The sequence below is a fragment of the Streptococcus sp. D2 genome (assembly GCF_006385825.1).
Classification (GTDB): Bacteria; Bacillota; Bacilli; order Lactobacillales; family Streptococcaceae; genus Streptococcus; species Streptococcus shenyangsis.
Genome location: NZ_VFSI01000004.1, coordinates 132,502 through 154,347 on the forward strand (window position 1 = coordinate 132,502; position 21,846 = coordinate 154,347).

A 21,846-nucleotide genomic window follows, 5' to 3' on the forward strand; every position below is an offset into this window, starting at 1 on the left:
GGACGCAAGCGTCCGTCGTCAAAACTCCTTTTTTGGCTGTGTCCGGCTGACGCCCTTTGTATCTTGAATTATGAACAATACTGAATTTTATGATCGTCTGGGGGTGTCAAAAAACGCTTCGGCAGACGAGATCAAAAAGGCTTATCGTAAGCTTTCCAAAAAATATCACCCAGATATCAATAAGGAGCCTGGTGCTGAGGAAAAGTACAAGGAAGTTCAAGAAGCCTATGAGACTTTGAGTGACGACCAAAAACGTGCTGCCTATGATCAATATGGTGCTGCAGGAGCTAACGGTGGCTTTGGTGGTGCTGGTGGTTTCGGCGGTTTCAACGGAGCAGGTGGCTTCGGTGGTTTTGAGGACATCTTCTCAAGTTTCTTCGGCGGAGGAGGTGCTTCGCGTAATCCAAACGCTCCTCGTCAGGGGGATGACCTCCAATACCGTGTGAATTTGACTTTTGAAGAAGCTATTTTTGGAGCTGAAAAAGAAGTTAAATACAACCGTGAAGCAAGCTGTCGTACATGTAATGGCTCTGGTGCTAAGCCAGGAACAAGTCCAGTCACTTGTGGACGCTGTCATGGTGCTGGTGTCATTAACGTTGATACACAAACTCCTCTTGGTATGATGCGTCGTCAAGTAACCTGTGATGTCTGTCATGGTCGTGGAAAAGAAATTAAAGATCCATGTACAACATGTCACGGAACAGGTCATGAAAAACAAGCCCATAGTGTACATGTAAAAATCCCTGCTGGTGTGGAAACTGGTCAACAAATTCGCTTAGCTGGTCAGGGTGAAGCAGGATTTAACGGTGGACCATACGGTGACTTGTACGTGGTGGTTTCTGTGGAAGCCAGCGACAAGTTTGAACGTGAAGGAACGACTATCTTCTACAATCTCAACCTCAATTTTGTTCAAGCAGCTCTTGGTGACACAGTTGATATCCCAACTGTTCATGGTGATGTTGAATTGGTTATCCCAGAGGGAACTCAGACTGGAAAGAAATTCCGCCTACGTGGCAAGGGAGCTCCTAGCCTTCGTGGTGGTGCAGTTGGTGACCAATACGTTACTGTTAATGTCGTAACACCGACAGGCTTGAACGACCGCCAAAAAGCAGCTTTGAAAGAATTCGCAGCTGCTGGTGATTTAAAAGTCAATCCAAAGAAAAAGGGCTTCTTTGACCATATTAAAGATGCATTTGAAGGAGAATAAAGCAAAAAGAGCCGTCGGGCTCTTTTTACTTATCTTCAATTTCCTGTGTTTCTTTGATCACAGCTAGTCTAGTCTGGATATCCTTTTCCAAGACCTTAAACTTGTAAGTCAGGTCTTCTTGGTATTCCTTGATGAGTTCTTTTTGCTGGTCGATGATTTGCAGGCTATTTTGGATAATATCCACATCGTCCTTGATAGCTTGAACGCGGTCAGTTGTATTCAAGACTTCATCTGTGATGGTTTGACGATTTTTTGTGACCAGATAACTTCCGGCTGCAGCTCCTGCAAATAGCAGTAGGTTGGATAATTTCATGGCAACTCCTTAGGCGTTTTTGATGGTTTCAGCGACTTGAGCAAGTTTGTCAAAGTCTGGTTCGTGGGCGATAAAATCAATCTTGAGGTCATCGTCCGCACCGTAACGAGGTACAAGGTGAACGTGGGTATGAAAGACGGTTTGACCAGCGATTTCTTCGCAGTTGGCAATGATATTCATGCCAGCAGCCTTGGTAGCTTTCATGACTTTTTGAGCCACTTTTGGCACTTGGGCAAAGAGTTGGCTGGCGCTAGTAGCGTCCATTTCCAAAAGATTACGATAGTGTTCTTTTGGCACGACCAAGGTATGTCCTGGTGTCACTTGAGAGATATCAAGAAAGGCAAGAACCTGCTCATCTTCATATACTTTTGAAGCAGGGATTTCCCCTGCGATGATTTTACAAAAAATGCAATCTGACATAAAATCTACCTCTACTGTATTGAATTTTGATATAATATAGCTACATTATACCAGATTTGGAGAAAATATGTTAGAAATTAAAAATCTGACAGGTGGCTATGTCCATGTCCCTGTCTTGAAAGATGTGTCTTTTACTGTTGAAAGTGGACAGTTGGTTGGTTTGATTGGTCTCAATGGTGCTGGGAAATCAACGACAATCAATGAGATTATCGGTCTGTTGACACCTTATAGTGGTTCCATCAATATCAATGGCTTGACCCTGCAAGAAGATGCGACTAGCTACCGCAAGCAGATTGGTTACATTCCCGAGACACCTAGCCTGTATGAGGAATTGACCCTCAGAGAGCATATCGAAACAGTTGCCATGGCTTATGGTATTGAGCAAAAAGTGGCTTTTGATCGAGTAGAAGCTTTGTTAAAAATGTTCCGTCTGGACCAGAAATTAGACTGGTTTCCAGTTCATTTTTCAAAAGGGATGAAGCAGAAAGTCATGATTATCTGTGCTTTTGTGGTGGATCCGAGTCTCTTTATCGTGGATGAGCCTTTCCTTGGTCTTGATCCGTTGGCTATTGCAGACTTGATTCAGCTTTTGGAAGTGGAAAAGCAAAAGGGTAAGTCTATTCTCATGAGTACTCACGTGCTGGATTCGGCGGAGAAGATGTGTGATGCCTTTGTCATTCTCCATAAGGGAGAGGTGCGTGCCAAGGGGAATCTCCTGCAACTGCGCGAAGCCTTTGATATGCCTGAGGCTAGTTTGAATGATATTTACTTGGCTCTGACCAAAGAGGAGGACCTATGAAAGACTTGTTTTTAAAGAGAAAGCAGGCTTTTCGTAAGGAGTGTCTTGGTTATCTGCGCTATGTTCTCAATGACCACTTTGTCTTATTCCTGCTTGTCCTGTTGGGCTTTCTAGCCTACCAGTACAGTCAACTCTTACAACATTTTCCTGAAAATCATTGGCCTATCCTTTTGTTTGTAGGAATTACGTCTGTTTTACTTTTGCTTTGGGGAGGAATTGCCACCTATATGGAGGCTCCAGACAAGCTCTTTCTCTTAGTTGGAGAAGAGGAAATCAAACTCCATCTTAAGCGTCAAACTGGCATTTCCCTAGTCTTTTGGCTCTTTGTACAGACCCTTTTCTTGCTGTTATTTGCGCCTTTATTTTTAGCAATGGGTTATGGCTTACCAGTTTTTCTGGTCTATGTGCTTTTATTGGGGGTAGGAAAATATTTCCTCTTTCGTCAAAAGGCCAGCAAATTTTTTACTGAAACTGGTCTCAACTGGGACTATGTTATTTCTCAAGAAAGCAAGCGCAAGCAAGTCTTGCTTCGTTTCTTTGCCCTCTTTACGCAGGTAAAGGGAATTTCAAACAGCGTCAAGCGTCGTGCCTATCTGGACTTTATCCTAAAGGCTGTTCAGAAGGTGCCTGGAAAGATTTGGCAAAATCTCTATCTGCGTTCTTATTTGCGAAATGGAGACCTCTTTGCTCTCAGTCTCCGTCTGCTCTTGCTTTCCTTGCTGGCGCAGGTCTTTATTGAGCAAGCTTGGATTGCGACAGCAGTGGTAGTGCTGTTTAACTACCTCTTGCTCTTCCAGTTACTGGCCCTCTATCATGCCTTTGACTACCAGTATTTGACCCAACTCTTTCCACTGGACAAGGGGCAAAAGGAAAAAGGCTTGCAGGCGGTAGTTCGAGGATTAACCAGTTTTGTCTTAGTGGTGGAATTAGTTGTAGGCCTTGTGACCTTCCAAGAAAAACTTGCCCTTCTAGCCTTGCTGGGTGCTGGTTTGGTTTTACTAGTCTTGTACTTACCTTATCAGGTCAAACGTCAGATGCAGGACTAATATTGCTTATATGATATTAAAAAAGAAGTTGAATTCAGTTTGTCTCAACTTCTTTTATTTTCTACAAGATAATGGTTGGTCCGTAGAGACTCAACTTGGTCTTGACTTGGTCAAAGTGGAAGCGGTCATAGGCCCGCCAAGCGGCGCGTGTAGGAGCATCTGGATTGAGGGCGCTGAGTCCCATGAGAAGACTGGAAGTCTGGTAGAATTTTTCCAGTTCAATCAAGACGCGATTATCCACAGTCTCAGCCTTGGCTAGAAAACCAAGAATAGAGTTTAATTGCTCCTGAAAGCGGACGTCGTCAGCTGTTGCCTGTTTGCATGCTTGGTAGGCTTTGTTTAAGTCCGTAATCAAAGTCTGAGCTGTTTTGATTGGGTCTGTCATTTACGTGACCTCCTATATAATTTATATTTTAAGGTAAGGGATTGTGTAAATCTCCTAGTGAGGCACCTATATTATTAGCAACATTGCCAACTATGTTGCCCCAATCAATGATACATTTACCATTATCAAGATTAGCTTTATTATATGAATATCCATTTCTACATAGTACATTATCGCTAATTATATGAAACGGAGAATACCATCCATATGGAATACTACCGCCATTTATATGAGAAAGTTCGATTGATGTTAATTGTTTTGTTTTATTTGACTTGGCCATAATTTTCTCCTTGTTATATTTACGTCAATTGCAATAGAGTATATTTATAGGGTGTTAATCATGGTGGATGTGAATAAATCATATGCAGCCCTCCTTTTTTGATGATTTTTAAAGTTATTGCAAACATAATCTTTCTATAATCATAGTTTATCACTTTTAACTCTTTTTTTTTTATTCAAATCTTTAATTGTCATTGAAATGTCTTGAATTGCGCTGAGTGAATTTTATGATAAAATAGTGGTAAGATTATCATGCTTATTTGAGGAACAAGCTACCTTTCAGGAGCGTTGAAGGCCTGTTTAGGATTGGGTGTGCTTGTGTTAGATTTTTTCTGTTATTCTTTTCTTAGGAGGAGAATCCAATGAAACATATGATTATTCAGACACAGAAAACAGTCTATAAAGTAAACGTCGACGATGTCTACTATATCCAAACACATCCAACTAAAGCCCATACTGTACAGATTGTTACAGAAGAAGCTAGTTTTAATATGGTTCAAAATTTAAGTAATCTTGAGAACCAATATGGGGAAACCTTGATGAGATGTCATCGAAATTGTTTGGTTAATCTTGATAAAGTAAAATCGATTGATTTTCAAGAAAGAATCCTTTTTCTTGGAGAAGAAGGTCAATACGCTGTCAAGTATGCCAGACGTCGCTATAGAGAAATTCGTCAAAAATGGTTGAAAGAAGGAGAGTAAGAAGATGAGAATATTTGTTTTAGAAGATGATTTTTCCCAACAAGATAGAATTGAAACAACGATTGAGAAACTCTTGAAGGAACATCATATCACTCCCAGTTCTTTTGAAGTTTTTGGCAAACCAGACCAGCTGCTGTCAGAGGTGCATGAGAAGGGAGCCCATCAGCTATTCTTTTTGGATATTGAGATTCGAAATGAGGAGATGAAGGGGCTGGAAGTGGCTAGAAAAATTCGGGATCGAGATCCTTATGCTCTCATCGTCTTTGTGACGACTCACTCGGAGTTTATGCCCCTGTCCTTTCGCTACCAAGTGTCTGCTTTGGACTACATTGATAAGGCTCTTTCGGCAGAGGAGTTTGAATCTCGTATCGAAACAGCCCTTCTCTATGCCAATAGTCAAGACAGTAAAAGTCTGGCGGAAGATTGCTTTTACTTTAAATCAAAATTTGCCCAATTCCAGTATCCTTTTAAAGAGGTTTACTATCTTGAAACGTCGCCCAGAGCCCATCGTGTTATTCTCTATACCAAGACGGACAGGCTGGAATTTACAGCGAGTTTAGAGGAGGTTTTCAAGCAGGAGCCCCGTCTCTTGCAGTGCCACCGCTCTTTTCTCATCAATCCTGCAAATGTGGTGCATTTGGATAAGAAAGAAAAACTCCTTTTCTTTCCCAATGGTGGAAGCTGTATGATAGCGCGTTATAAGGTCAGGGAAGTGTCTGAGGCCATCAATAACTTACACTGAGCTAGGAGAGTTTATGAACATTGCTTGGATATTGTTGTATTCACTTATTATTAATGGACTAAAAATTGTCATATTCTTTAAGGTAGATGGAATTAGTCTCACTTTCGATAGAATTTTTAAGGCCTTTCTTTTAAAATTTCTTCTGGCAGCAATTTTTACAACTTTTAAATTTTTAGTCCTGACTGACTATCTCTCATACTTAATAGAACCTTTGTTCGGCATAGGTTTGTCTTTCTTATTGTTAAGAGGGCTTCCTAAAAAACTCCTTTTCTTTTATGGTCTCTTTCCAATGATATTGGTGAATCTCTTTTATAGAGGAGTCTCCTATTTTGTACTTCCATTTTTGGGACAAGAAATTGTAGATAAAGATAGCAATCCTATCTTTTTATTGATTATGATATTCGTTTGCTTCATAGTTTTAGTCTTTTTGAAATGGTTGGACTATGATTTCACTAGATTGAGAAGGGAGATTCTAGATAAAGATTTTCAAAAGTCTCTTACTAAGATTAACTGGGCAATGGGGGCTTATTATCTAGTGATGCAAAGTCTATCTTACCTTGAATATGAACAAGGTATTCAATTAAGGACTGTTCGCCATTTCATCCTAGTCTTTTACCTACTCTTTTTTATGGGAATTATCAAGAAGTTAGATACCTATTTGAAGGACAAACTCCGTGAGAGACTGAACCAAGAGCAGGCCTTGCGCTATAGAGATATGGAACGCTATAGTCGGCATATAGAGGAACTTTACAAGGAAGTACGGGGTTTTCGCCATGACTACACCAACCTCTTGACTAGTTTACGTCTGGGTATTGAAGAGGAGGATATGGAGCAGATAAAAGAGGTCTACGATTCCGTCTTAAAGGATTCCAGTCAGAAATTGCAGGACAATAAATATGATCTTGGCAGATTGGTAAATGTTCGTGACCGTGCCCTCAAAAGTCTCCTAGCAGGGAAATTTATAAAAGCCAGAGATAAGAAGATTGTCTTTAATGTCGAAGTTCCTGAGGAGATTCAGGTCGAGGGGATGAGCCTGCTTGATTTTCTAACCATTGTGTCTATCCTTTGTGATAATGCCATTGAAGCTAGTGCAGAGGCTACTCAACCTCATGTTTCAATTGCCTTTTTAAAAAATGGAGCACAGGAGACCTTTATCATTGAAAACTCCATCAAAGAGGAGGTCATCGATCTTTCTGAAATCTTCTCCTTTGGAGCAAGTTCTAAAGGGGAGGAGAGAGGAGTTGGTCTTTATACTGTCATTAAGATTGTTGAAAGTCATCCTAATACCAGTCTAAATACCACCTGTCAAAATCAAGTCTTTCGTCAGGTGCTTACTGTGATACCTATAGAATGATGAAAAATAAGACCGAGAGTTTTTGTTTCTCGGTCTTATTTTTTATAGTTGTATTGGTTGATTAAATCCTTTTGTATTGTTTTGTTCAATTAGATTAAATCTATATAATAAATCTTCCCACCATCCTCCACCTGTAATCTGGTTGAGTTCGGTAGTTGTTAGTTCTTGAAATGAAGTTAGGTTTTGTTTCTTATCCATGTTATGATTCTCCTGTTTTATAAGATAATAAATAGTTATAGAGTGTTATCTGAAAATTAATCAGAATGGGTTAACATTTTATCTTTGAAATAATCAAAATATGTTTTCTTTGCAGTTACACTAGTGACGCGACCTTGTAAGCCATATTGGATGAGTTTACTATCCTCGTTAGATAGTTTTGCAAGAGCGGTTAATTTAAAGAGATTTCCTTGCTCTGTTCTGGTAGGAGTTTGATCAATTGTCTGAAGTTGGCCGATGATGGTAATGCCGTGATTTCCAATCTTCTCCAGTTTTAATCTTACAGTTTGTCCTTTATCTAGTAGAGGTAGATAGTCAGAAGATACGTAGTAAGTGATTAGTACTTCTCTTGTATCTGTGATGACAGGAAATATTTGAGCAATTTCTGTACCAGTTGGAATTCTATTTTTACCTTCAAATTCACTGTTTAAGTGAATGATACCTTTACTTGGAGCGGTTAAAGTATTGTTTTCCAAACGCTGTGTCGCTTGATCTAGTTGTACTTTTAATTCTGTTAATTGATTCTCCACGGTTAGTTGTTGCTGTGAGGCTGTCTGTAAAAACTGAGTGCGGAGTACTTCAATTTTGGTTACTAAACTATTATCATAAGTTGCTACACTTCCGATACCAGCTTGCTGAATTTTGAGGCTTGCGATAGATGTTTCAAGACCTGCAATACTTTGATTAATTTGAGATAAAAATGGCTCATCTGCAGTTCCCTGTGTTTGTCCTTGTGAGGCTACAAGATAACGATTCAAAATTGACTGGTGCGGATTGCCAGTTGGTAAGCGAGCTCTGTTATTTATGATAGCATCTCTCAGCTCTTGATATTCTCCAATTTGTTGTTGAACTTTTGTAATTTCTTGTTCGATGGCTGATGAACTGCTATTGGCAAGATTGGCTTGATTTGAAACCTCAGTGTTAGTCTTTGTGATACCCAGTTCAATATCATGGGATTGTTTAGTAAAATTCCTAAAGGTATTATGGTAGCCAAACTCATCCTCGCCAGAAAAAAGATCAGTCGCTTTTTCTAAGCTTTGTTTCAAAATTCCAAGTCCTTCTTTTTGCTTCTCAAGTCTGTGTAGTTGAGTTTCTAAGGCAGTTTTCTGACTTTCTTCCATTGTTTCAGAGTATTTGATGAGTAAGTCCCCTTTTTCAACTACTTGATTTGCCACTAAATGATTAGCAAGGATAGGATTATCACTTGTTGACTGAATAGATGCAATGACACTTGTAGGGGCGATTTCTCCTTGGGAAGTGACAGTAATTTCTTTTGTGGCAACAAGGGAGAAAATCAAGATGAAAGTAAGTAGTAATGAAAGAGGTATAATTAACACTGTCGCATAGTTATGGTAACGTCTCTGATAAAACTCGACGCTTCTAAAAAGATTAGGATTCATGACATTCTCCTTATTTATTGAACAGATGATGGTAGAAACCTTGCGCCTGCATTAACTCTTGGTGGCTACCAACTTCAATGATTTTCCCCTGGTCAAGAACAATGACACGGTTGGTTCGTTCGGCTATACTGAGACGATGGGCTACAAAGAGAATGGTTTTATCAGTGAGGGACATAAGATTATCTATAACTTTTTTCTCAGTCAAGACATCAAGACCGCTAGTAGCTTCATCTAGTATTAGAACAGGAGCTTTAGTTAAAAGAGCACGAGCGAGAGCGATTCGTTGCTTTTGTCCTCCTGATAGACCAGCTCCATCAGAGAGCTGAGTTTGATAGCCCATAGGCATTCTTTCAATGTCTTGACGGATTTCAGCTAATTCACAAGCTCTTAGAATATCTTCTTGGCTAATCATATGATTACCGCCCAAGGTTAAATTTTCCAAGATAGAGCCATTAAAGATATAGGCTTGTTGGGGTAGGTAATTAATATGACGGCGCAAGACTTTCTTATCAATGTTTTTAATATCCTGATGATTGATGGAAATATGTCCTTTGTAGGGTTCAAAGAAATTGACAATCATTTTGGCTAAAGTTGTTTTACCAGAACCACTGACTCCAACTAGGCTAACCTTATCTCCTTGTTTAATCGTGAGATTAATATCTGTTAAGGTATCTCGTCCAAAACCATACTTATAAGAAAGGTCATCAAATTCAATATCGCCCATCAAAAAATGTGAATGAACAGGGTTTTCTTGAACTTGAAATTCAGATTCGACTAGATAGACTTCGTTCAAACGGTTATTAGCGACTTTCGCAGATTGGAGTTTGGTTTGGAGATTGATAATATTTTCCATAGGAGTTGTAAAGTAAGAAAGAAGTGTGTTAAAGGTAATCAGCTGACCGATAGAAATTTTACTCGACATGACTAATTGAGCGCCAAACCATAGGATAAGGATATTCAGAACTAATTTTGTTCCCTGCTTTAAACTCGTTTGTAAAATAGAATATTTACTGAGCTTAAAGGATTTTTCCAAATAATCTACAAATTCGCTGTCTATATTTTGATAGCGATTTTCTTCACTCGTGAGCGACTTTATAGTTTCAATCCCGTTGATATCTTCGATAATGGCAGAACTAACCATAGAATTACTTTGCATGACATCATGGTTCATTTTTTCAAAAGGCTTCATAAAAGAAAAGATGATGACCATGTATATAGGAATGGAAATAAGAGAAAGAAGGAAGAGATTAGGGTTTTGTGCCAGTAAGACGCCCCCTACAAGAATCAGAATGGAAACATCCAGAAAAAGAGAAAGAATGGTAGAAGCCAAGGCATCTATAATAGAGTTGGCATCTGTGAACCGTGAAATAATTTCCCCTGTACGACGTGTCGCAAAGAAAGACATAGGAAGTTCAAAAATATGGCGAATATAGGATAAAATCACATCAATGCTTAATCTCTGACTCAGAACAGTTAGGAGATAATCACGGGAGAAGCTCATGACTTGCTGGAGGATATAGGTGATAACCAGACCAACTGAGATAATTCCTAAAGTTGATCTCATCTGATTTGGGATGTATTCATCCAAGATTCCTTGGAGATAATAAGAACCACCTATATTGATAATAGTGACCAATAAGCTTGAGAGAACAATATAAGCAATAAGAGATTTTTGTTTGAAAATCAGAGGAAGGAAGCTTAGTAGACCATTCTTTTTATCTTTATGGGGTTGATAGCTAGGTTTGGGAGCTAGAAAAATAGTTACTCCAGTCCATTCAGAGAAAAAGCGTTCTTTTGACATTTTGGTGATTTTTACAGAAGGATCAGGATCACCAATAATCAGATAGTCTTTCTTTGTTTGATAGACAACATAGTAATGTTGGAGTTTTCCTTCTTTGTTAACGTGAACGATAAATGGATAGGGGACATCACTCATGTCAAAGAGAGTTTTATCTGCTTGAACAGGTCTTGTTTCAAAGCCCATTTCATCAGCGGCTTTTACAATGCCAAGAGCAGTCGTCCCTTCTTTATTGGTCTTTGCAAGTTCTCTTAAGTGAGCTAGAGAAAAATCTGAACCATAGAATTTAGCAATCGAGGCTAAGGCAGCAACACCGCAGTCTCTAGCATCTATTTGAGGAACAAATGTACGTTTATAAGAAGTCATTGGCAATTCCTTTCATTTTCATATAGTAGATAGGTATATTATGCCATAAAAATAAGTTCATATTTTATGAAATCTTGAATAGTCATTGAAACTTCCTGAATGGTAAAAAAGTGATTAGAAATTATCTTTAAAAAAAATTTAGAGGTGGTTTTAAATAAAAAAGCTAATTTAAGACGTTTCGATGACAATTCAAGATTTGGATGAAAAAAATTAATAAACGGTGATATACTAAACTTGTCAAGGTTGCAACAAGACAAAAAATAAAAATAAAAATAAAATGGAGGTATTCATCATGATTTTACAATCTTCTGTATCCTTAAAAATTCTTGATGAGGATACACTTTCTGATATAGAAGGCGGAATTGCTTGGTGGGTTGGTCCAGCAGGATTTTTTGCTTATGGGATATTAGCTGGTTATACTGATGAGAAATGTATGATTGATAATGGAAATCACTGGTATTGTGTTAAGCTACCATAGAAGAAGGAGTAAAACAATGAAATATATAAAGGTATTAACAGATTCAAATTTAGAAAGAATACAAGGAGGAGACGATTTGATAAATTTTTATGAATTGGGAGAAAAAATAGGAAGATATTTAGCACACCCTCATCCAAATTCGGTTACTCTTCCAATGTGTTACGAATATGGTCCAGCTTATCCGGCGCCTGTTTTACCATGTAGAAAGTAGGGAAATAGAATGGGAAAAGTTACTATTATAGAATTATCGGAACTAGAATTGATTTATGGTGGTGACAGTCATGGTTCAATATTTCATCCTGACACTTGGGTGAGATATTTTGAATATGCTTTAACTCACCCGGGAAAAGGAGGGAATCTCCCTTTATGTGAAAACTATACACCTGCGTATCCAGGAAAAATTTTACCACAATGTTAAATTTTTATAAAACTATAGTTGAAAACACCTCAGGTTAAAGACAAAGTTTTATTATACTGTGTTTAGGTAAATTCGAATGATAGGTAAAGTTATCTGAGGAACTACTCTAGAAAAAAAGGAAATTCTAAACTTAGATTCGATTATATAGTCTCAAATATCCTAAGTATTGAAATTAGCCGTTTTCTGGTGCTTTATAGTAAGGTGGAGGAGTTTGTTAGTTTCAAACTTTGCTCGTAATGATTTGAAAAATTCCAATTTTCTTGTAGAAATTCACAAAAATTTAGATTGTCTATGTTTGGAATATCAGTAAAATGTATTTATAGAGAAAAAAATTTTGAAGTTTAAGTTTTTAGTTACTTCAATTAAAGAGAGGTTGTATTTATGACTATTTTTAACAAATGTCATGCTGTGTTTGTTGGATTTTTAGCCTTTATAACAGTTACTACAGTAGGTTATACCATCAATCAAGGAGATTTTTTTCAAAACGAGTACCTATTTATTATCACAAAGACTTTCTGGATTTCACTGAGTGTTGCCTATGCGAAATGGTTTGATATGGTTTCGCTAAGAAGGTTAACGAAGAAAGAAATTCTACTTTTTATTGGAAGCTTTCTTATTTGTGTGCTGGTAAATATAGGTTATTATAGTTTTTTTACAGTCTCTTCTGGTGCTAGATATCAACACCTTGAGGCTACTAGTACAGGAATTTCCTTATCCTTTATTGCAAGCGTGACAGTTTTTGGGCCTATTCTGGAGGAATTTGTTTTCAGAGGTATCCTTCAAGGTGCGGTTTTTGAAAATTCTTGGTTGGGGCTTATACTGACTGCCTCTCTCTTCTCTTTCCTGCATGCTCCTTATGATGTTCCTTCGTTTATCTATTATCTATTTGGAGGTTTCATGCTGGGCTTTGCTTATAAAAAGAGTCAAAATCTATCGGTGCCTATTTTAGTTCATATCTGTTACAATTGTTTATCATTCTTGTAGTATATGTAAGTAACCAATATGATATAATATTGGATAAAAAATCTTAAAAAATAGGGAAATGGATACTATTACTGTTTAGATTAATAATATTAAATGATGTCACAATTTGAGATTGTGGATACTGAGAATTTTGCGAAAGTTGAAGAAGGTTTCGGAGGTTGGGAAGAGGAAGCTTTTCAAAAAAATTATATGGTTTGATTGGATAATCATCTGCGCATTCTAATGGTGGTTCTTAATACTTTTTTCGTAACTAATATCAAGTTTAGTCTGATTGGAACAGTTGTAGGAGGATTCGCTGGTTATGGAATGTATGTTCTTGGCTATCTAGGAGATTATCTTGACCTTACAAATCATAGAGTTGTTTCTGCTAAAACATTTCACAAAAGTTATCAAATTTTAGAAAATGATTAGATGTCATTTAATTGTAATGGAGAAAGCAATGAAAAAAATATTTTTTAAAAAACGGACCATCTTCCTTGCGAGATTGTTCCTAGGTCAGTTTCCCGTGCTTGTCTCTACTTATCTGTTTCTATCTCGTCAGTTTTTAAATTTTTCCGTAGTTTTCCAATTTCTTTTAGTAGTTATTAACTTGGCTTCTATTTTGGCTACTGTTTATCTCACTAGGGAAATGAGGATAAGAGAATTTGAAGATGATGATTTTGTTAGTCCTAGAACCAATCAACTCATGTTCATCGGCTTGACAGGCTTTATGTCTATTATTTGTTTGTATAGAGGTATCATAGCAACAGAAGCCTACCAACAAATAATCGCATATATTGGCGCTGTTCTCTGCTTAATTATCATGCTTCTGCTTATGTGGGGCTTGAAGTATTATAAAAAGTAGAGCTTAATAAAGTATAAAGGGGTAAGTGTTTTCGAAATACTTACCCTTTTATAATGAAGTTTTTGCAATTCAAGATGTTTTGATGACCATTTAAGATTTATATGAATTTGTAATCTTAAATAAGGTAAGATAAAAATAACAAATGTAAAGGAGTATTCTTATGAAGAATCAAAAGATAAAATCGCTATTACTTGTACCACTTGTATTTGCATCTATTACTACGGGTGTTGTATATGCAGAAGAACAGCCTACTACTTCATCTATCCAGGCGAATGATAGTTCTGTTGTGACACCAGATTTGCCATCGGCTAAGGAAAAGGTGGAGCACAAACCTTCTGTTGTAACCCCAGAAGAGTATGAGAAGAATGTTACGGACTTTAAAAAGATAGATATTGAAGCTGTACGTCAATCTTTTACAGAGGATCAATTGGAACATACTATTTATTTTGGTAGAAAAACTTGCTCTCATTGTCGTCAATTTTCTCCTGAATTGAAAGAATTTAATAACTTGATTGAAAAGAAGTTAGAGTATTATGATTTGGACGGTAAGGATTTTGATGGGGAAGCGAGAGAGTTTCTATTTAAAAAAGTCGGTATTCCAGGAACACCAACAATTTTGTATTTAAAAAATGGACATCCGATATCTGGATGGGTTGGTGGCGGAGCAACTGCACAACAGGTGTATGATTATATGTACTCGAGAAATTCACCTAAGCAAACAGAGACAGTGAAACCTTCTGAGGAAACAGTAACTGAAAGTGTCCGTGATGAGAAAACCAGAAATGACAGCATGAGTATTAGTAATAAAGTTGTAAGTGACAGCAAAGGTATGAGTGATGAAAAAAGAACCGAAATGAAAATATCCAATGATAATCCCAATTCTAATAGTGAAAATAGTGGGAAAGTGGAGAGTACAAACTCAACTTCTAAAGCTAAAACTACTCAATCTGGCAATTTAGCAATGTTAGACAATAAGAATCAATTGGAAACTCCCAAACCTATTTTTGATGTTGCTCAAGAAAATAAAACTCCTTTAACCGATGTTAAGGATGCTGATTATGTAAGCGAATCTATTACTTCGAATGAAAAATTATTACCGAAAACAGGAGAGGAAGAAAGTTACCAACTGATTTGGCTGGCTGTCGCATTTTTTATGGCTTCTATAATGATTAAAGTGAAACAAAAAATTTATAAATAAAAATAGATGGTAAACAGGTGCAATGATATTATTTGTTTGTAATAACATATGGCTAACCTTTGCCTATAGACAAGAGTGAGAAGATAGGTGTATTTAGTTTATATATAAAAGATTATAACTGTATATGAAATGAATGGTAAATAGTTAGTATTAGCTGAAGTAGAAAATCGAAAATGAAAGGAAAATTATCATGAGTAAGAATAGTAGAACAGAAAAAGCTAGAGTAACAGAAAGTGCAGATTTTGGAGCATATTTTTTAATTTTAGCAGTTGTAGCCGTCGGGGCGCTTGCTTATTTTTCAGAAGATTTTGGGCCAAGGTGGGCAAAAGTTATAGAAATAGTCGGAGCGCCGTTTTCTTTAGGTTTAGGTTTTTTTGCTTTTGATAAAGGTTTTGAAATGCTGAACGATTATAAAAAGAATAAAAGAAAAGAAGACGACGAGGAAGAAAAAAACAACAATCAGAACTAAAAAATGTAAAATAAAGGGGTAAAAAATGGCGAGTAAAAAGAAGTTACTTGGAGAAGAGTTTGGGAAGATGGTGTTGTCAAGGACGATAGCAACCTATGAAAAAGTAATCAACGCTGAAAAATAACATTTTCAGATGAAAAGATGGAGGAGTTAGACAACATACTATCTAATGGAATGGGGTTGCTTGATGGAGTACAAGCATACGATATTCTAACAGGACGAAAATAAAAAAAGTATTCCTCGTGAATACAAAAACAATGTTTCAATTTGCAGAAGCTAACAGATAAATTTTCTCTTTATCCAGCCTGACTTTTAATAAGTTGGATGTTATATTATTTGAGGTATCCTATATGAATAAGAAATCCTTTTTTATCATCTGTTCTACGTTGATCATAGCATCAAATCTTCTCATGATTTCCGTGGTGAACAAGGGAGAAGAAACGGGGAGCAACCTGTTTGTGATTGCTATAGCCTGTGTTATGCTACCAGTCTTTTTATATGCAGTTGAAAACCAACTGACTTCATTAATAAGAGGAGAATCCATACTTCTGATTCAGTTGACAGTTATATCCCTACTCCGTCTTATCAACAGAATAGAGAGGACGCCTGAAATCTTCAACATTATTATTACCCTTCTCGCTTTGGCAAGTGGGACAGCTGCTATCCTTGTTGCGATTATGAGAATATATGAGAACATACGGAAGTGAGGGTGAGTAGTTTTCTATTTTGTATTTTCACATTGTCAAGTTCCCCCAGGGCAAGTATGTTTTCCATGCTTGCTTTTTAAATTTTTTAACAATTCAAGATGTTTTGATGACCATTTGTGATTTGGATGGAAAATTTTAAAAAATAGTAGTATACTAACCTTATTAAAGTTGTAATAGGACGAAAGTAAAAAGAGGTATTCCTCGTGAATGCAAAAACAATGTTACCATTGGCTATTATGCTTGCTTAAAGGCTTGAGCCTGTGTACTTGGAGGTAATTATGGATTTCAAAACTTTTCTTATTGTTTTTGTTGTTGGCATGTTTGTTTCTTTTATTACTTCTTTAATTAGGGAAAAATTTTTAAAATCTCCAAATAAGAATAAAGATAGATCTAATTAGATAAAAAGATTTTTTATCGCTAGTTTAATCTACAGTGGAGTTTCTTTAATATTGTTTCGCCTGTTAAAATGATATGTGATAGCAGGATAAAAAATCTACAAATTAAGTTGGTATCAATATGGTGTAAAGGGCAAGTATGTTTTTCATGCTTGCTTTTTTAATTTTTAACAATTCAAGATGTTTTGATGACCATTTATGATTTCAGTGATCCAAGGTCAAAATGAGTGCTATACTAGCAGTGTAAAGGTTCTAGCTCAACTCAGATAAAGAATACATTTAGGAGGAAATTTTATGAAGAAAAAAATACTTGTCATTTTCATCTTGTATCTAATCATGTCCATCTTTCTTTATCCGCTTAGGGAGAGTATTTGGTATCATTTATTTTATACCATAGCCTATGTGATTGCAGTTATGATTTATTTTGCTTTAATGAAAAAGAAAGGAGCAAAGAAATGAAAACTTTTCTTGCTAAAAAACAGACCATCTTCCTTGCGAGATTGTTCCTAGGGCAGTTGCCCTTACTTATCTCTACTTATCTATTTCTATCTCGTCAGTTTTTAAATTTTTCTTTAATTTTCCAATTTCTTTTAGTGGTTATTAACTTAGCTTCCATTTTGGTCACTGTTTACCTCACTAGGGAGATGAGGATAAGAGAGTTTGAAGATGATGATTTGGTTAGTCCTAGAACCAATCAACTCATGTATATCGGCTTGGCAGGTTTTATGTCTATTATTTGTTTGTATAGAGGTATCACAGCAGGAGAATCCTATCAACAATTAATATCCTATATTGGTGCCATTCTCTGCTTGATTATCATGCTTTTACTCATTTGGGGCTTGAAGTATTATAAAAAGTAGGGAAGAACTTTCTTCTTAATCTGTGACTAGTCTATGGTCTGGCAAGAGGAGGTATTAGGCTAGCTACTGTCTTGTAGATAGTAGGGAGGATTTCTATGAAAAACATCCTATTCTTTTCAAAGCGAGTGCAATTCTTTCTTATTTATTTTTGTTTTTTGGATTGTTTTGGACAACCCAATTTTGGAGCAATTAAATGGTAAGTGGTCTATTATACATCCTTCAAAACCATGTAGTCCTTATGGTATTGGGGGAACTCCAAACTCATGTAATGGTATTTAAAAAGGATTGAAGCTATGAAGGCAAAATATGGGAATCAAATTGTTGATGTTTGGGAAATTGGTCAAGCAACTCCTAAACCAAGTTGGGTAGAGGAAGCTTTTCAAAAAAATTATATGGTTTGGTTGGATAATCATGTGCGCATTCTAATGGCAGGTCTTAACACTTCTCTCGCAACGAATATCAAGTTTGGTCTAGTTGGAACAGCTGGAGGAGGATTCGCTGGTTATGGGATGTATGTTCTTGGTTATCCAGGTGATTATATAGATATCACCAATCATAGAGTTATTTCTGCTAAAACATTTCACAAAAGTTATCAAATTTTAGAAAATGATTAGATATCATTTAATTGTAATGGAGAAAGCTATGAAAAAACACGCTATTCTTTTCAAAACGAGTGCCATTCTTTCTTATTTGTTTCTGTTTTTCGGACTGTCTTGGACGACCCAATTTTGGAGCAATTATTGGGAGTTCTCGTCTTGGGTAGGAAATCTTATCTGGATTCGAAACATCATCAGCCTTCTCTTTATATGCTTGATGATTTGGATTTTGGTCAGGTCGGGCCATGCTTATCTCTTTCGCATCCCTAGGAAAAAGTGGTTGAGCTATTCTGTTCTGACGGTGTTAGCCGCTGTTGTACTTATCTGCTTTAACTATCTGACAGCTAAACACGTTCAGGGGACCAATGAAGGTTGGAATTTGTTTATTGCCTATAGTGAGACAAATTTTGCGGAGTTTGGTGTTTACCTAACCTTAATCGTACTAGGACCTCTGATGGAAGAATTGGTATGTAGGGGATTGCTTCAACATGCCTTCTTTAAGAATTCGAGGTGGGGGCTGGATCTTCTCTTTCCGTCATTCTTATTTGCCTTGCCCCACTTTTCTAGCTTGCCAAGTCTCGCAGATATTTTTGTCTATACGGCAGTGGGCTGTCTATTTGCCTGTCTAACACGTTATACGAAGAGTATCTATCCTTCTTATTCGATTCATATTGTTAATAATATCATTGCAAACTTACCATTTTTGCTGACTTTTTTACACAGAGTCTTGGGGTAAAAAAACCAAGGCTTGCTTTTCAGCCATAGAGGAGGTCATCATGTATAAACACTTATTTTTCCTAGATTCAAAAACCTTAGACTGGTTGACGCCCTATATTCTAGTCTTGGCTTCTGACACCATTGTCTTTAATGTTTTTGTGCTAACCTTTGTATCTGTTGTAGTCTTTTATTTCCTAAATCCCGTGCTATCTTTAACAGCTATCTTCTTAGGGGCTGGCTATGTGGTCGGATTTTGGTTACTCAAATGGTTTGTTTTGGAAAGGTTAGAGCTCAAGGATGACGCGTAGGAAGTCTGTTTGGTGAGGAGGATAATTTTATGGAGTTTTTTGATAAATTTCATGCCTTGTGCATTGGATTTTTAGTACTAATAATTGTCATTACAGTTCCTTATACGATTAACCATGGGGATTTTTTTCAAAATGAATCTGCATTGATTATTGTAAGTCTTCTTGTAACCTCGATGAGTGTTGCTTATGCTAGAAAATTTGAAATGATTTCTTTTGGGATGTTAAGCAAGAAAGACCTTTTGCTTTTCATTGCAATCTTTCTTCTAAGTGTGCTTGAGACGCTGGTTTATATTAAATTCTTTGCTGTTTCTTCTGGCGCAGGAGTTCAACACTTGGCTGAAGTCAGCAGAGGAATTTCTCTGTCTTTGATTTTGACTTCCTCAGTTTTTGGACCAATCCAGGAGGAACTCATTTTCAGAGGACTTCTTCAAGGTGCAGTTTTTGACAATTCTTGGTTAGGGCTTGTGCTAACTTCCTCTCTCTTTTCTTTTATGCATGGTCCTTCTAATGTACCTTCGTTTATTTTTTATCTACTTGGGGGCTTGTTACTGGGCTTTGCTTATAAAAAGAGCCAAAACCTATGGGTTTCTACTCTAGTTCACATGTTTTACAATGCTTGGCCACTCTTATATTATTTATAAAAATCATGAAAAGGTAAGCAGAAGACGGTGCTTGCCTTTTTCAGGCTATAATGATAGCCCCAGCCAATTGAGAGGCCTTTCTTTGAGAATCGGGTGTGGAGCGGTTGACGAATAGGCCAAAAACTAGTAGAATAGTAAGGAAACTTTATACGGAGGAAAGAAATGGATTTGGGTGATAATGAGCTAACACTGACTCCCATACCTGGGAAAAGTGGCAAAGCTTATATGGGTAGCTATCCTGATGGGAAGCGCATCTTTGTAAAAATGAACACCTCTCCAATCCTACCTGGTCTAGCTAGAGAACAAATTGCTCCACAATTATTATGGAGTCGCCGTTTGGCAGATGGGCGTGATATGTGTGCTCAAGAATGGTTGACAGGCAAAATATTGACCCCCTATGATATGAATCGTAAACAAATCGTCAATATTTTAACCCGCCTTCATCGCTCACGTCCATTGATGACACAGTTGAGTCGCTTGGGCTATGCCATGGAAACACCTGTAGATTTACTGCAGTCTTGGCAAGAAACGGCTCCAGATGCTTTGCGTAAAAATCATTTTATCAGTGAAGTGATGGCTGATTTACGTCAGACTATTCCAGGATTTAGAGAGGACTATGCGACCATTGTCCATGGAGATGTACGACATAGTAATTGGATTGAGACAGATAGTGGCTTGATTTATTTGGTAGATTGGGATTCGGTTCGCTTGACCGACCGCATGTTTGATGTGGCCCATATGCTCTGCCATTATATTCCAGAACATCAGTGGAAGGAATGGTTGACCTACTACGGTTACAAGTACAATCAAACGGTATTAAATAAATTGTATTGGTACGGTCAATTGTCTTACTTGAGCCAGATTTCCAAGTATTATATGAACCAAGATTTAGAAAATGTCAATCGGGAGATTCATGACCTGCGTCACTTCCGAGACAAGTATGGAAAGAGAAGATGAGAGTTAGAAATCGTAAAGGGGCGACAGAATTACTAGAGGCAAATCCCCAGTATGTGGTCCTCAATCCCTTGGAAGCCAAGGGGAAATGGCGGGACTTATTTGACAATGATAATCCCATTCATGTGGAAGTTGGAAGTGGAAAGGGTGCCTTTGTTTCAGGTATGGCCAAGCAAAACCCTGATATCAACTATATCGGGATTGATATTCAAAAGTCTGTTTTGAGCTACGCTTTGGACAAGGTGCTTGAAGTTGGAGTTCCTAATATCAAGCTCTTGTGGGTAGATGGTTCTGACTTGACTGACTACTTTGAAGACGGTGAGATTGATCGCTTGTATCTGAACTTTTCAGATCCTTGGCCGAAAAAACGCCATGAAAAGCGTCGTTTGACATACAAGACCTTCTTGGATACCTTCAAGCGTATCTTGCCTGAAAATGGAGAAATTCATTTCAAGACGGATAACCGTGGCTTGTTTGAGTACAGTTTAGTGAGCTTTTCTCAGTATGGCATGAAGCTCAATGGTGTCTGGCTAGATTTGCATGCCAGTGATTTTGAAGGCAATGTCATGACAGAATACGAGCAAAAATTCTCCAACAAGGGGCAAGTTATCTACCGAGTTGAGGCAGAATTTTAAGAAAAAGCCTGAAATCAGGCTGTATAAGTGCTTTTGCTTTACATAAGTTGGCAAACGTGTTATACTAAGAGTAAGAATATGAAAAGTGAGGCGGGGAAATATCTTCGCCTCTTGCTTATGAGGAGGTGGACGCAATCGCAACAATCGTAGAATTAGTCAGAGAAGTTGTAGAACCTGTCATAGAAGCGCCTTTCGAACTCGTTGATATCGAGTATGGAAAGATTGGCAGTGACATGATTCTCAGTATTTTTGTAGATAAACCTGAAGGAATTACCTTGAACGACACGGCAGACTTGACAGAAATTATCAGTCCTGTCCTAGACACCATCAAGCCAGATCCCTTCCCAGAACAATATTTCCTAGAAATCACCAGTCCAGGCTTGGAACGTCCTTTGAAAACCAAGGATGCCGTCGCTGGAGCGGTTGGGAAATACATCCATGTCGGGCTCTACCAAGCCATCGATAAGCAAAAGGTCTTTGAAGGAACCTTGTTGGCCTTCGAAGAGGACGAGTTGACTATGGAATATATGGACAAGACGCGTAAGAAAACCGTCCAAATTCCATACAGTTTGGTATCAAAAGCACGTTTAGCAGTTAAATTATAGAAAAAGAAAGG

28 protein-coding genes and 2 pseudogenes are annotated in these 21,846 nt (G+C 37.4%); 23 read left to right on the top strand and 7 right to left on the bottom strand.

From position 1 onward, the window contains the following. Positions 1-70: 70 nt before the first annotated feature. Positions 71-1,207: a molecular chaperone DnaJ gene (gene dnaJ, locus FJR73_RS03705; protein ID WP_001066319.1), complete on the top strand. Its 1,137-nt coding sequence runs from the start codon at positions 71-73 to the stop codon at positions 1,205-1,207. Positions 1,208-1,232: 25 nt separating this feature from the next. On the opposite strand, the gene FJR73_RS03710 is transcribed toward dnaJ, so the two are convergent. Continuing rightward, the gene (locus tag FJR73_RS03710; RefSeq protein WP_000777754.1) at positions 1,233-1,520 is read right to left on the bottom strand and encodes a hypothetical protein; all 288 of its coding nucleotides are present in this window, start codon (positions 1,518-1,520) and stop codon (positions 1,233-1,235) included. 9 nt (positions 1,521-1,529) lie between these two features. Further along, a complete protein-coding gene (locus tag FJR73_RS03715) occupies positions 1,530-1,940 on the bottom strand; it encodes an HIT family protein (RefSeq protein WP_140833392.1) in 411 nt (136 codons plus the stop codon). A gap of 67 nt (positions 1,941-2,007) precedes the next feature. On the opposite strand from FJR73_RS03715, the gene FJR73_RS03720 reads away from it, so the two are divergent. Both FJR73_RS03720 and FJR73_RS03725 read left to right on the top strand, forming a co-directional pair. Then, the gene (locus tag FJR73_RS03720) at positions 2,008-2,739 is read left to right on the top strand and encodes an ABC transporter ATP-binding protein (RefSeq protein WP_140833394.1); all 732 of its coding nucleotides are present in this window, start codon (positions 2,008-2,010) and stop codon (positions 2,737-2,739) included. After that, positions 2,736-3,785: an ABC transporter permease gene (locus FJR73_RS03725; protein WP_140833395.1), complete on the top strand. Its 1,050-nt coding sequence runs from the start codon at positions 2,736-2,738 to the stop codon at positions 3,783-3,785. Before FJR73_RS03720 ends, FJR73_RS03725 begins: the two co-directional genes overlap by 4 nt. Before the next feature lie 61 nt (positions 3,786-3,846). On the opposite strand, the gene FJR73_RS03730 is transcribed toward FJR73_RS03725, so the two are convergent. Both FJR73_RS03730 and FJR73_RS03735 read right to left on the bottom strand, forming a co-directional pair. Next, positions 3,847-4,170 (bottom strand): hypothetical protein, encoded by a 324-nt coding sequence (locus FJR73_RS03730; protein ID WP_000131863.1) that lies wholly within the window; start codon positions 4,168-4,170, stop codon positions 3,847-3,849. 28 nt (positions 4,171-4,198) lie between these two features. Beyond that, entirely contained in the window at positions 4,199-4,450 is a 252-nt protein-coding gene (locus FJR73_RS03735; RefSeq protein WP_001130044.1) for a hypothetical protein, read from the bottom strand. Between the two features lie 361 nt (positions 4,451-4,811). Here FJR73_RS03735 and FJR73_RS03740 point away from each other — a divergent pair, with 361 nt between their 5' ends. From FJR73_RS03740 to FJR73_RS03750, 3 genes are read left to right on the top strand one after another with little or no spacing between them, the layout of a single operon-like run. Continuing rightward, positions 4,812-5,150: a LytTR family DNA-binding domain-containing protein gene (locus FJR73_RS03740; protein ID WP_000682137.1), complete on the top strand. Its 339-nt coding sequence runs from the start codon at positions 4,812-4,814 to the stop codon at positions 5,148-5,150. Positions 5,151-5,154: 4 nt separating this feature from the next. After that, a complete protein-coding gene (locus FJR73_RS03745; protein ID WP_140833396.1) occupies positions 5,155-5,892 on the top strand; it encodes a LytTR family DNA-binding domain-containing protein in 738 nt (245 codons plus the stop codon). A gap of 13 nt (positions 5,893-5,905) precedes the next feature. Further along, entirely contained in the window at positions 5,906-7,246 is a 1,341-nt protein-coding gene (locus tag FJR73_RS03750; protein ID WP_140833398.1) for a sensor histidine kinase, read from the top strand. A gap of 42 nt (positions 7,247-7,288) precedes the next feature. On the opposite strand, the gene blpC is transcribed toward FJR73_RS03750, so the two are convergent. Genes blpC through blpA form a run of 3 tightly spaced genes read right to left on the bottom strand, consistent with a single transcriptional unit; the run spans position 7,289 to position 11,026 of the window. Continuing rightward, the gene (gene blpC / locus FJR73_RS03755; RefSeq protein ID WP_138705438.1) at positions 7,289-7,444 is read right to left on the bottom strand and encodes a quorum-sensing system pheromone BlpC; all 156 of its coding nucleotides are present in this window, start codon (positions 7,442-7,444) and stop codon (positions 7,289-7,291) included. A 56-nt stretch (positions 7,445-7,500) separates the two neighbouring features. Beyond that, the gene (locus FJR73_RS03760; protein ID WP_140833400.1) at positions 7,501-8,862 is read right to left on the bottom strand and encodes a bacteriocin secretion accessory protein; all 1,362 of its coding nucleotides are present in this window, start codon (positions 8,860-8,862) and stop codon (positions 7,501-7,503) included. Between the two features lie 10 nt (positions 8,863-8,872). Then, a complete protein-coding gene (blpA, locus tag FJR73_RS03765; RefSeq protein WP_000205163.1) occupies positions 8,873-11,026 on the bottom strand; it encodes a peptide cleavage/export ABC transporter BlpA in 2,154 nt (717 codons plus the stop codon). 292 nt (positions 11,027-11,318) lie between these two features. Between blpA and FJR73_RS03775 the strand changes: the two genes are divergently transcribed. The 17 genes and pseudogenes from FJR73_RS03775 (at position 11,319) to rimP (ending at position 21,835) form a co-directional block, all read left to right on the top strand. Continuing rightward, on the top strand, positions 11,319-11,504 hold the full coding sequence (locus FJR73_RS03775) for a hypothetical protein (RefSeq protein ID WP_000603122.1): 186 nt from the start codon (positions 11,319-11,321) through the stop codon (positions 11,502-11,504). A 16-nt stretch (positions 11,505-11,520) separates the two neighbouring features. Beyond that, on the top strand, positions 11,521-11,715 hold the full coding sequence (locus FJR73_RS03780) for a hypothetical protein (protein WP_000874095.1): 195 nt from the start codon (positions 11,521-11,523) through the stop codon (positions 11,713-11,715). Positions 11,716-11,724: 9 nt separating this feature from the next. Next, positions 11,725-11,922, top strand: a complete 198-nt coding sequence (locus FJR73_RS03785; RefSeq protein WP_000521218.1) for a hypothetical protein — start codon at positions 11,725-11,727, stop codon at positions 11,920-11,922. 381 nt (positions 11,923-12,303) lie between these two features. Next, positions 12,304-12,906 carry a CPBP family intramembrane glutamic endopeptidase gene (locus FJR73_RS03790; RefSeq protein WP_000151808.1) on the top strand — a complete coding sequence of 201 codons (603 nt, stop codon included), beginning with the start codon at positions 12,304-12,306 and terminating at the stop codon, positions 12,904-12,906. A gap of 96 nt (positions 12,907-13,002) precedes the next feature. Further along, positions 13,003-13,317: pseudogene (locus FJR73_RS10335) on the top strand (role in replication). Positions 13,318-13,345: 28 nt separating this feature from the next. Further along, a complete protein-coding gene (locus FJR73_RS03800; RefSeq protein ID WP_140833403.1) occupies positions 13,346-13,750 on the top strand; it encodes an immunity protein in 405 nt (134 codons plus the stop codon). 160 nt (positions 13,751-13,910) lie between these two features. Further along, complete coding sequence (locus FJR73_RS03805) at positions 13,911-14,948, top strand: thioredoxin domain-containing protein (RefSeq protein ID WP_000795770.1); 1,038 nt, start codon at positions 13,911-13,913, stop codon at positions 14,946-14,948. 190 nt (positions 14,949-15,138) lie between these two features. Beyond that, positions 15,139-15,417 carry a hypothetical protein gene (locus FJR73_RS03810; protein ID WP_000042207.1) on the top strand — a complete coding sequence of 93 codons (279 nt, stop codon included), beginning with the start codon at positions 15,139-15,141 and terminating at the stop codon, positions 15,415-15,417. Positions 15,418-16,974: 1,557 nt separating this feature from the next. Then, on the top strand, positions 16,975-17,379 hold the full coding sequence (locus tag FJR73_RS03830; protein WP_140833411.1) for an immunity protein: 405 nt from the start codon (positions 16,975-16,977) through the stop codon (positions 17,377-17,379). Positions 17,380-17,550: 171 nt separating this feature from the next. Further along, positions 17,551-17,658 (top strand): annotated as a pseudogene (locus tag FJR73_RS10345) (ComC/BlpC family peptide pheromone/bacteriocin); the annotation flags it as partial. Between the two features lie 14 nt (positions 17,659-17,672). Next, on the top strand, positions 17,673-17,993 hold the full coding sequence (locus FJR73_RS03845; protein WP_120719178.1) for a role in replication: 321 nt from the start codon (positions 17,673-17,675) through the stop codon (positions 17,991-17,993). Positions 17,994-18,021: 28 nt separating this feature from the next. Further along, on the top strand, positions 18,022-18,711 hold the full coding sequence (locus FJR73_RS03850; protein ID WP_140833413.1) for a CPBP family intramembrane glutamic endopeptidase: 690 nt from the start codon (positions 18,022-18,024) through the stop codon (positions 18,709-18,711). A gap of 40 nt (positions 18,712-18,751) precedes the next feature. Next, on the top strand, positions 18,752-19,000 hold the full coding sequence (gene blpZ / locus FJR73_RS03855; protein WP_140833415.1) for an immunity protein BlpZ: 249 nt from the start codon (positions 18,752-18,754) through the stop codon (positions 18,998-19,000). A 29-nt stretch (positions 19,001-19,029) separates the two neighbouring features. Continuing rightward, the gene (locus tag FJR73_RS03860; protein ID WP_140833417.1) at positions 19,030-19,641 is read left to right on the top strand and encodes a CPBP family intramembrane glutamic endopeptidase; all 612 of its coding nucleotides are present in this window, start codon (positions 19,030-19,032) and stop codon (positions 19,639-19,641) included. 162 nt (positions 19,642-19,803) lie between these two features. Beyond that, positions 19,804-20,598: a cell cycle regulator CcrZ gene (ccrZ, locus tag FJR73_RS03870; RefSeq protein WP_140833421.1), complete on the top strand. Its 795-nt coding sequence runs from the start codon at positions 19,804-19,806 to the stop codon at positions 20,596-20,598. After that, the gene (gene trmB / locus FJR73_RS03875) at positions 20,595-21,230 is read left to right on the top strand and encodes a tRNA (guanosine(46)-N7)-methyltransferase TrmB (RefSeq protein WP_140833423.1); all 636 of its coding nucleotides are present in this window, start codon (positions 20,595-20,597) and stop codon (positions 21,228-21,230) included. Before ccrZ ends, trmB begins: the two co-directional genes overlap by 4 nt. A 125-nt stretch (positions 21,231-21,355) precedes the next feature. After that, positions 21,356-21,835, top strand: a complete 480-nt coding sequence (gene rimP, locus FJR73_RS03880) for a ribosome maturation factor RimP (RefSeq protein ID WP_001808691.1) — start codon at positions 21,356-21,358, stop codon at positions 21,833-21,835. Positions 21,836-21,846: the final 11 nt, after the last annotated feature.

Excerpts from the sequence above, each read along its gene's own strand:
- dnaJ (WP_001066319.1), top strand. The coding sequence starts at position 71 with ATGAACAATACTGAATTTTATGATCGTCTGGGGGTGTCAAAAAACGCT.
- FJR73_RS03710 (WP_000777754.1), bottom strand. The coding sequence starts at position 1,520 with ATGAAATTATCCAACCTACTGCTATTTGCAGGAGCTGCAGCCGGAAGT.
- FJR73_RS03715 (WP_140833392.1), bottom strand. The coding sequence starts at position 1,940 with ATGTCAGATTGCATTTTTTGTAAAATCATCGCAGGGGAAATCCCTGCT.
- FJR73_RS03720 (WP_140833394.1), top strand. The coding sequence starts at position 2,008 with ATGTTAGAAATTAAAAATCTGACAGGTGGCTATGTCCATGTCCCTGTC.
- FJR73_RS03725 (WP_140833395.1), top strand. The coding sequence starts at position 2,736 with ATGAAAGACTTGTTTTTAAAGAGAAAGCAGGCTTTTCGTAAGGAGTGT.
- FJR73_RS03730 (WP_000131863.1), bottom strand. The coding sequence starts at position 4,170 with ATGACAGACCCAATCAAAACAGCTCAGACTTTGATTACGGACTTAAAC.
- FJR73_RS03735 (WP_001130044.1), bottom strand. The coding sequence starts at position 4,450 with ATGGCCAAGTCAAATAAAACAAAACAATTAACATCAATCGAACTTTCT.
- FJR73_RS03740 (WP_000682137.1), top strand. The coding sequence starts at position 4,812 with ATGAAACATATGATTATTCAGACACAGAAAACAGTCTATAAAGTAAAC.
- FJR73_RS03745 (WP_140833396.1), top strand. The coding sequence starts at position 5,155 with ATGAGAATATTTGTTTTAGAAGATGATTTTTCCCAACAAGATAGAATT.
- FJR73_RS03750 (WP_140833398.1), top strand. The coding sequence starts at position 5,906 with ATGAACATTGCTTGGATATTGTTGTATTCACTTATTATTAATGGACTA.
- blpC (WP_138705438.1), bottom strand. The coding sequence starts at position 7,444 with ATGGATAAGAAACAAAACCTAACTTCATTTCAAGAACTAACAACTACC.
- FJR73_RS03760 (WP_140833400.1), bottom strand. The coding sequence starts at position 8,862 with ATGAATCCTAATCTTTTTAGAAGCGTCGAGTTTTATCAGAGACGTTAC.
- blpA (WP_000205163.1), bottom strand. The coding sequence starts at position 11,026 with ATGACTTCTTATAAACGTACATTTGTTCCTCAAATAGATGCTAGAGAC.
- FJR73_RS03775 (WP_000603122.1), top strand. The coding sequence starts at position 11,319 with ATGATTTTACAATCTTCTGTATCCTTAAAAATTCTTGATGAGGATACA.
- FJR73_RS03780 (WP_000874095.1), top strand. The coding sequence starts at position 11,521 with ATGAAATATATAAAGGTATTAACAGATTCAAATTTAGAAAGAATACAA.
- FJR73_RS03785 (WP_000521218.1), top strand. The coding sequence starts at position 11,725 with ATGGGAAAAGTTACTATTATAGAATTATCGGAACTAGAATTGATTTAT.
- FJR73_RS03790 (WP_000151808.1), top strand. The coding sequence starts at position 12,304 with ATGACTATTTTTAACAAATGTCATGCTGTGTTTGTTGGATTTTTAGCC.
- FJR73_RS03800 (WP_140833403.1), top strand. The coding sequence starts at position 13,346 with ATGAAAAAAATATTTTTTAAAAAACGGACCATCTTCCTTGCGAGATTG.
- FJR73_RS03805 (WP_000795770.1), top strand. The coding sequence starts at position 13,911 with ATGAAGAATCAAAAGATAAAATCGCTATTACTTGTACCACTTGTATTT.
- FJR73_RS03810 (WP_000042207.1), top strand. The coding sequence starts at position 15,139 with ATGAGTAAGAATAGTAGAACAGAAAAAGCTAGAGTAACAGAAAGTGCA.
- FJR73_RS03830 (WP_140833411.1), top strand. The coding sequence starts at position 16,975 with ATGAAAACTTTTCTTGCTAAAAAACAGACCATCTTCCTTGCGAGATTG.
- FJR73_RS03845 (WP_120719178.1), top strand. The coding sequence starts at position 17,673 with ATGAAGGCAAAATATGGGAATCAAATTGTTGATGTTTGGGAAATTGGT.
- FJR73_RS03850 (WP_140833413.1), top strand. The coding sequence starts at position 18,022 with ATGAAAAAACACGCTATTCTTTTCAAAACGAGTGCCATTCTTTCTTAT.
- blpZ (WP_140833415.1), top strand. The coding sequence starts at position 18,752 with ATGTATAAACACTTATTTTTCCTAGATTCAAAAACCTTAGACTGGTTG.
- FJR73_RS03860 (WP_140833417.1), top strand. The coding sequence starts at position 19,030 with ATGGAGTTTTTTGATAAATTTCATGCCTTGTGCATTGGATTTTTAGTA.
- ccrZ (WP_140833421.1), top strand. The coding sequence starts at position 19,804 with ATGGATTTGGGTGATAATGAGCTAACACTGACTCCCATACCTGGGAAA.
- trmB (WP_140833423.1), top strand. The coding sequence starts at position 20,595 with ATGAGAGTTAGAAATCGTAAAGGGGCGACAGAATTACTAGAGGCAAAT.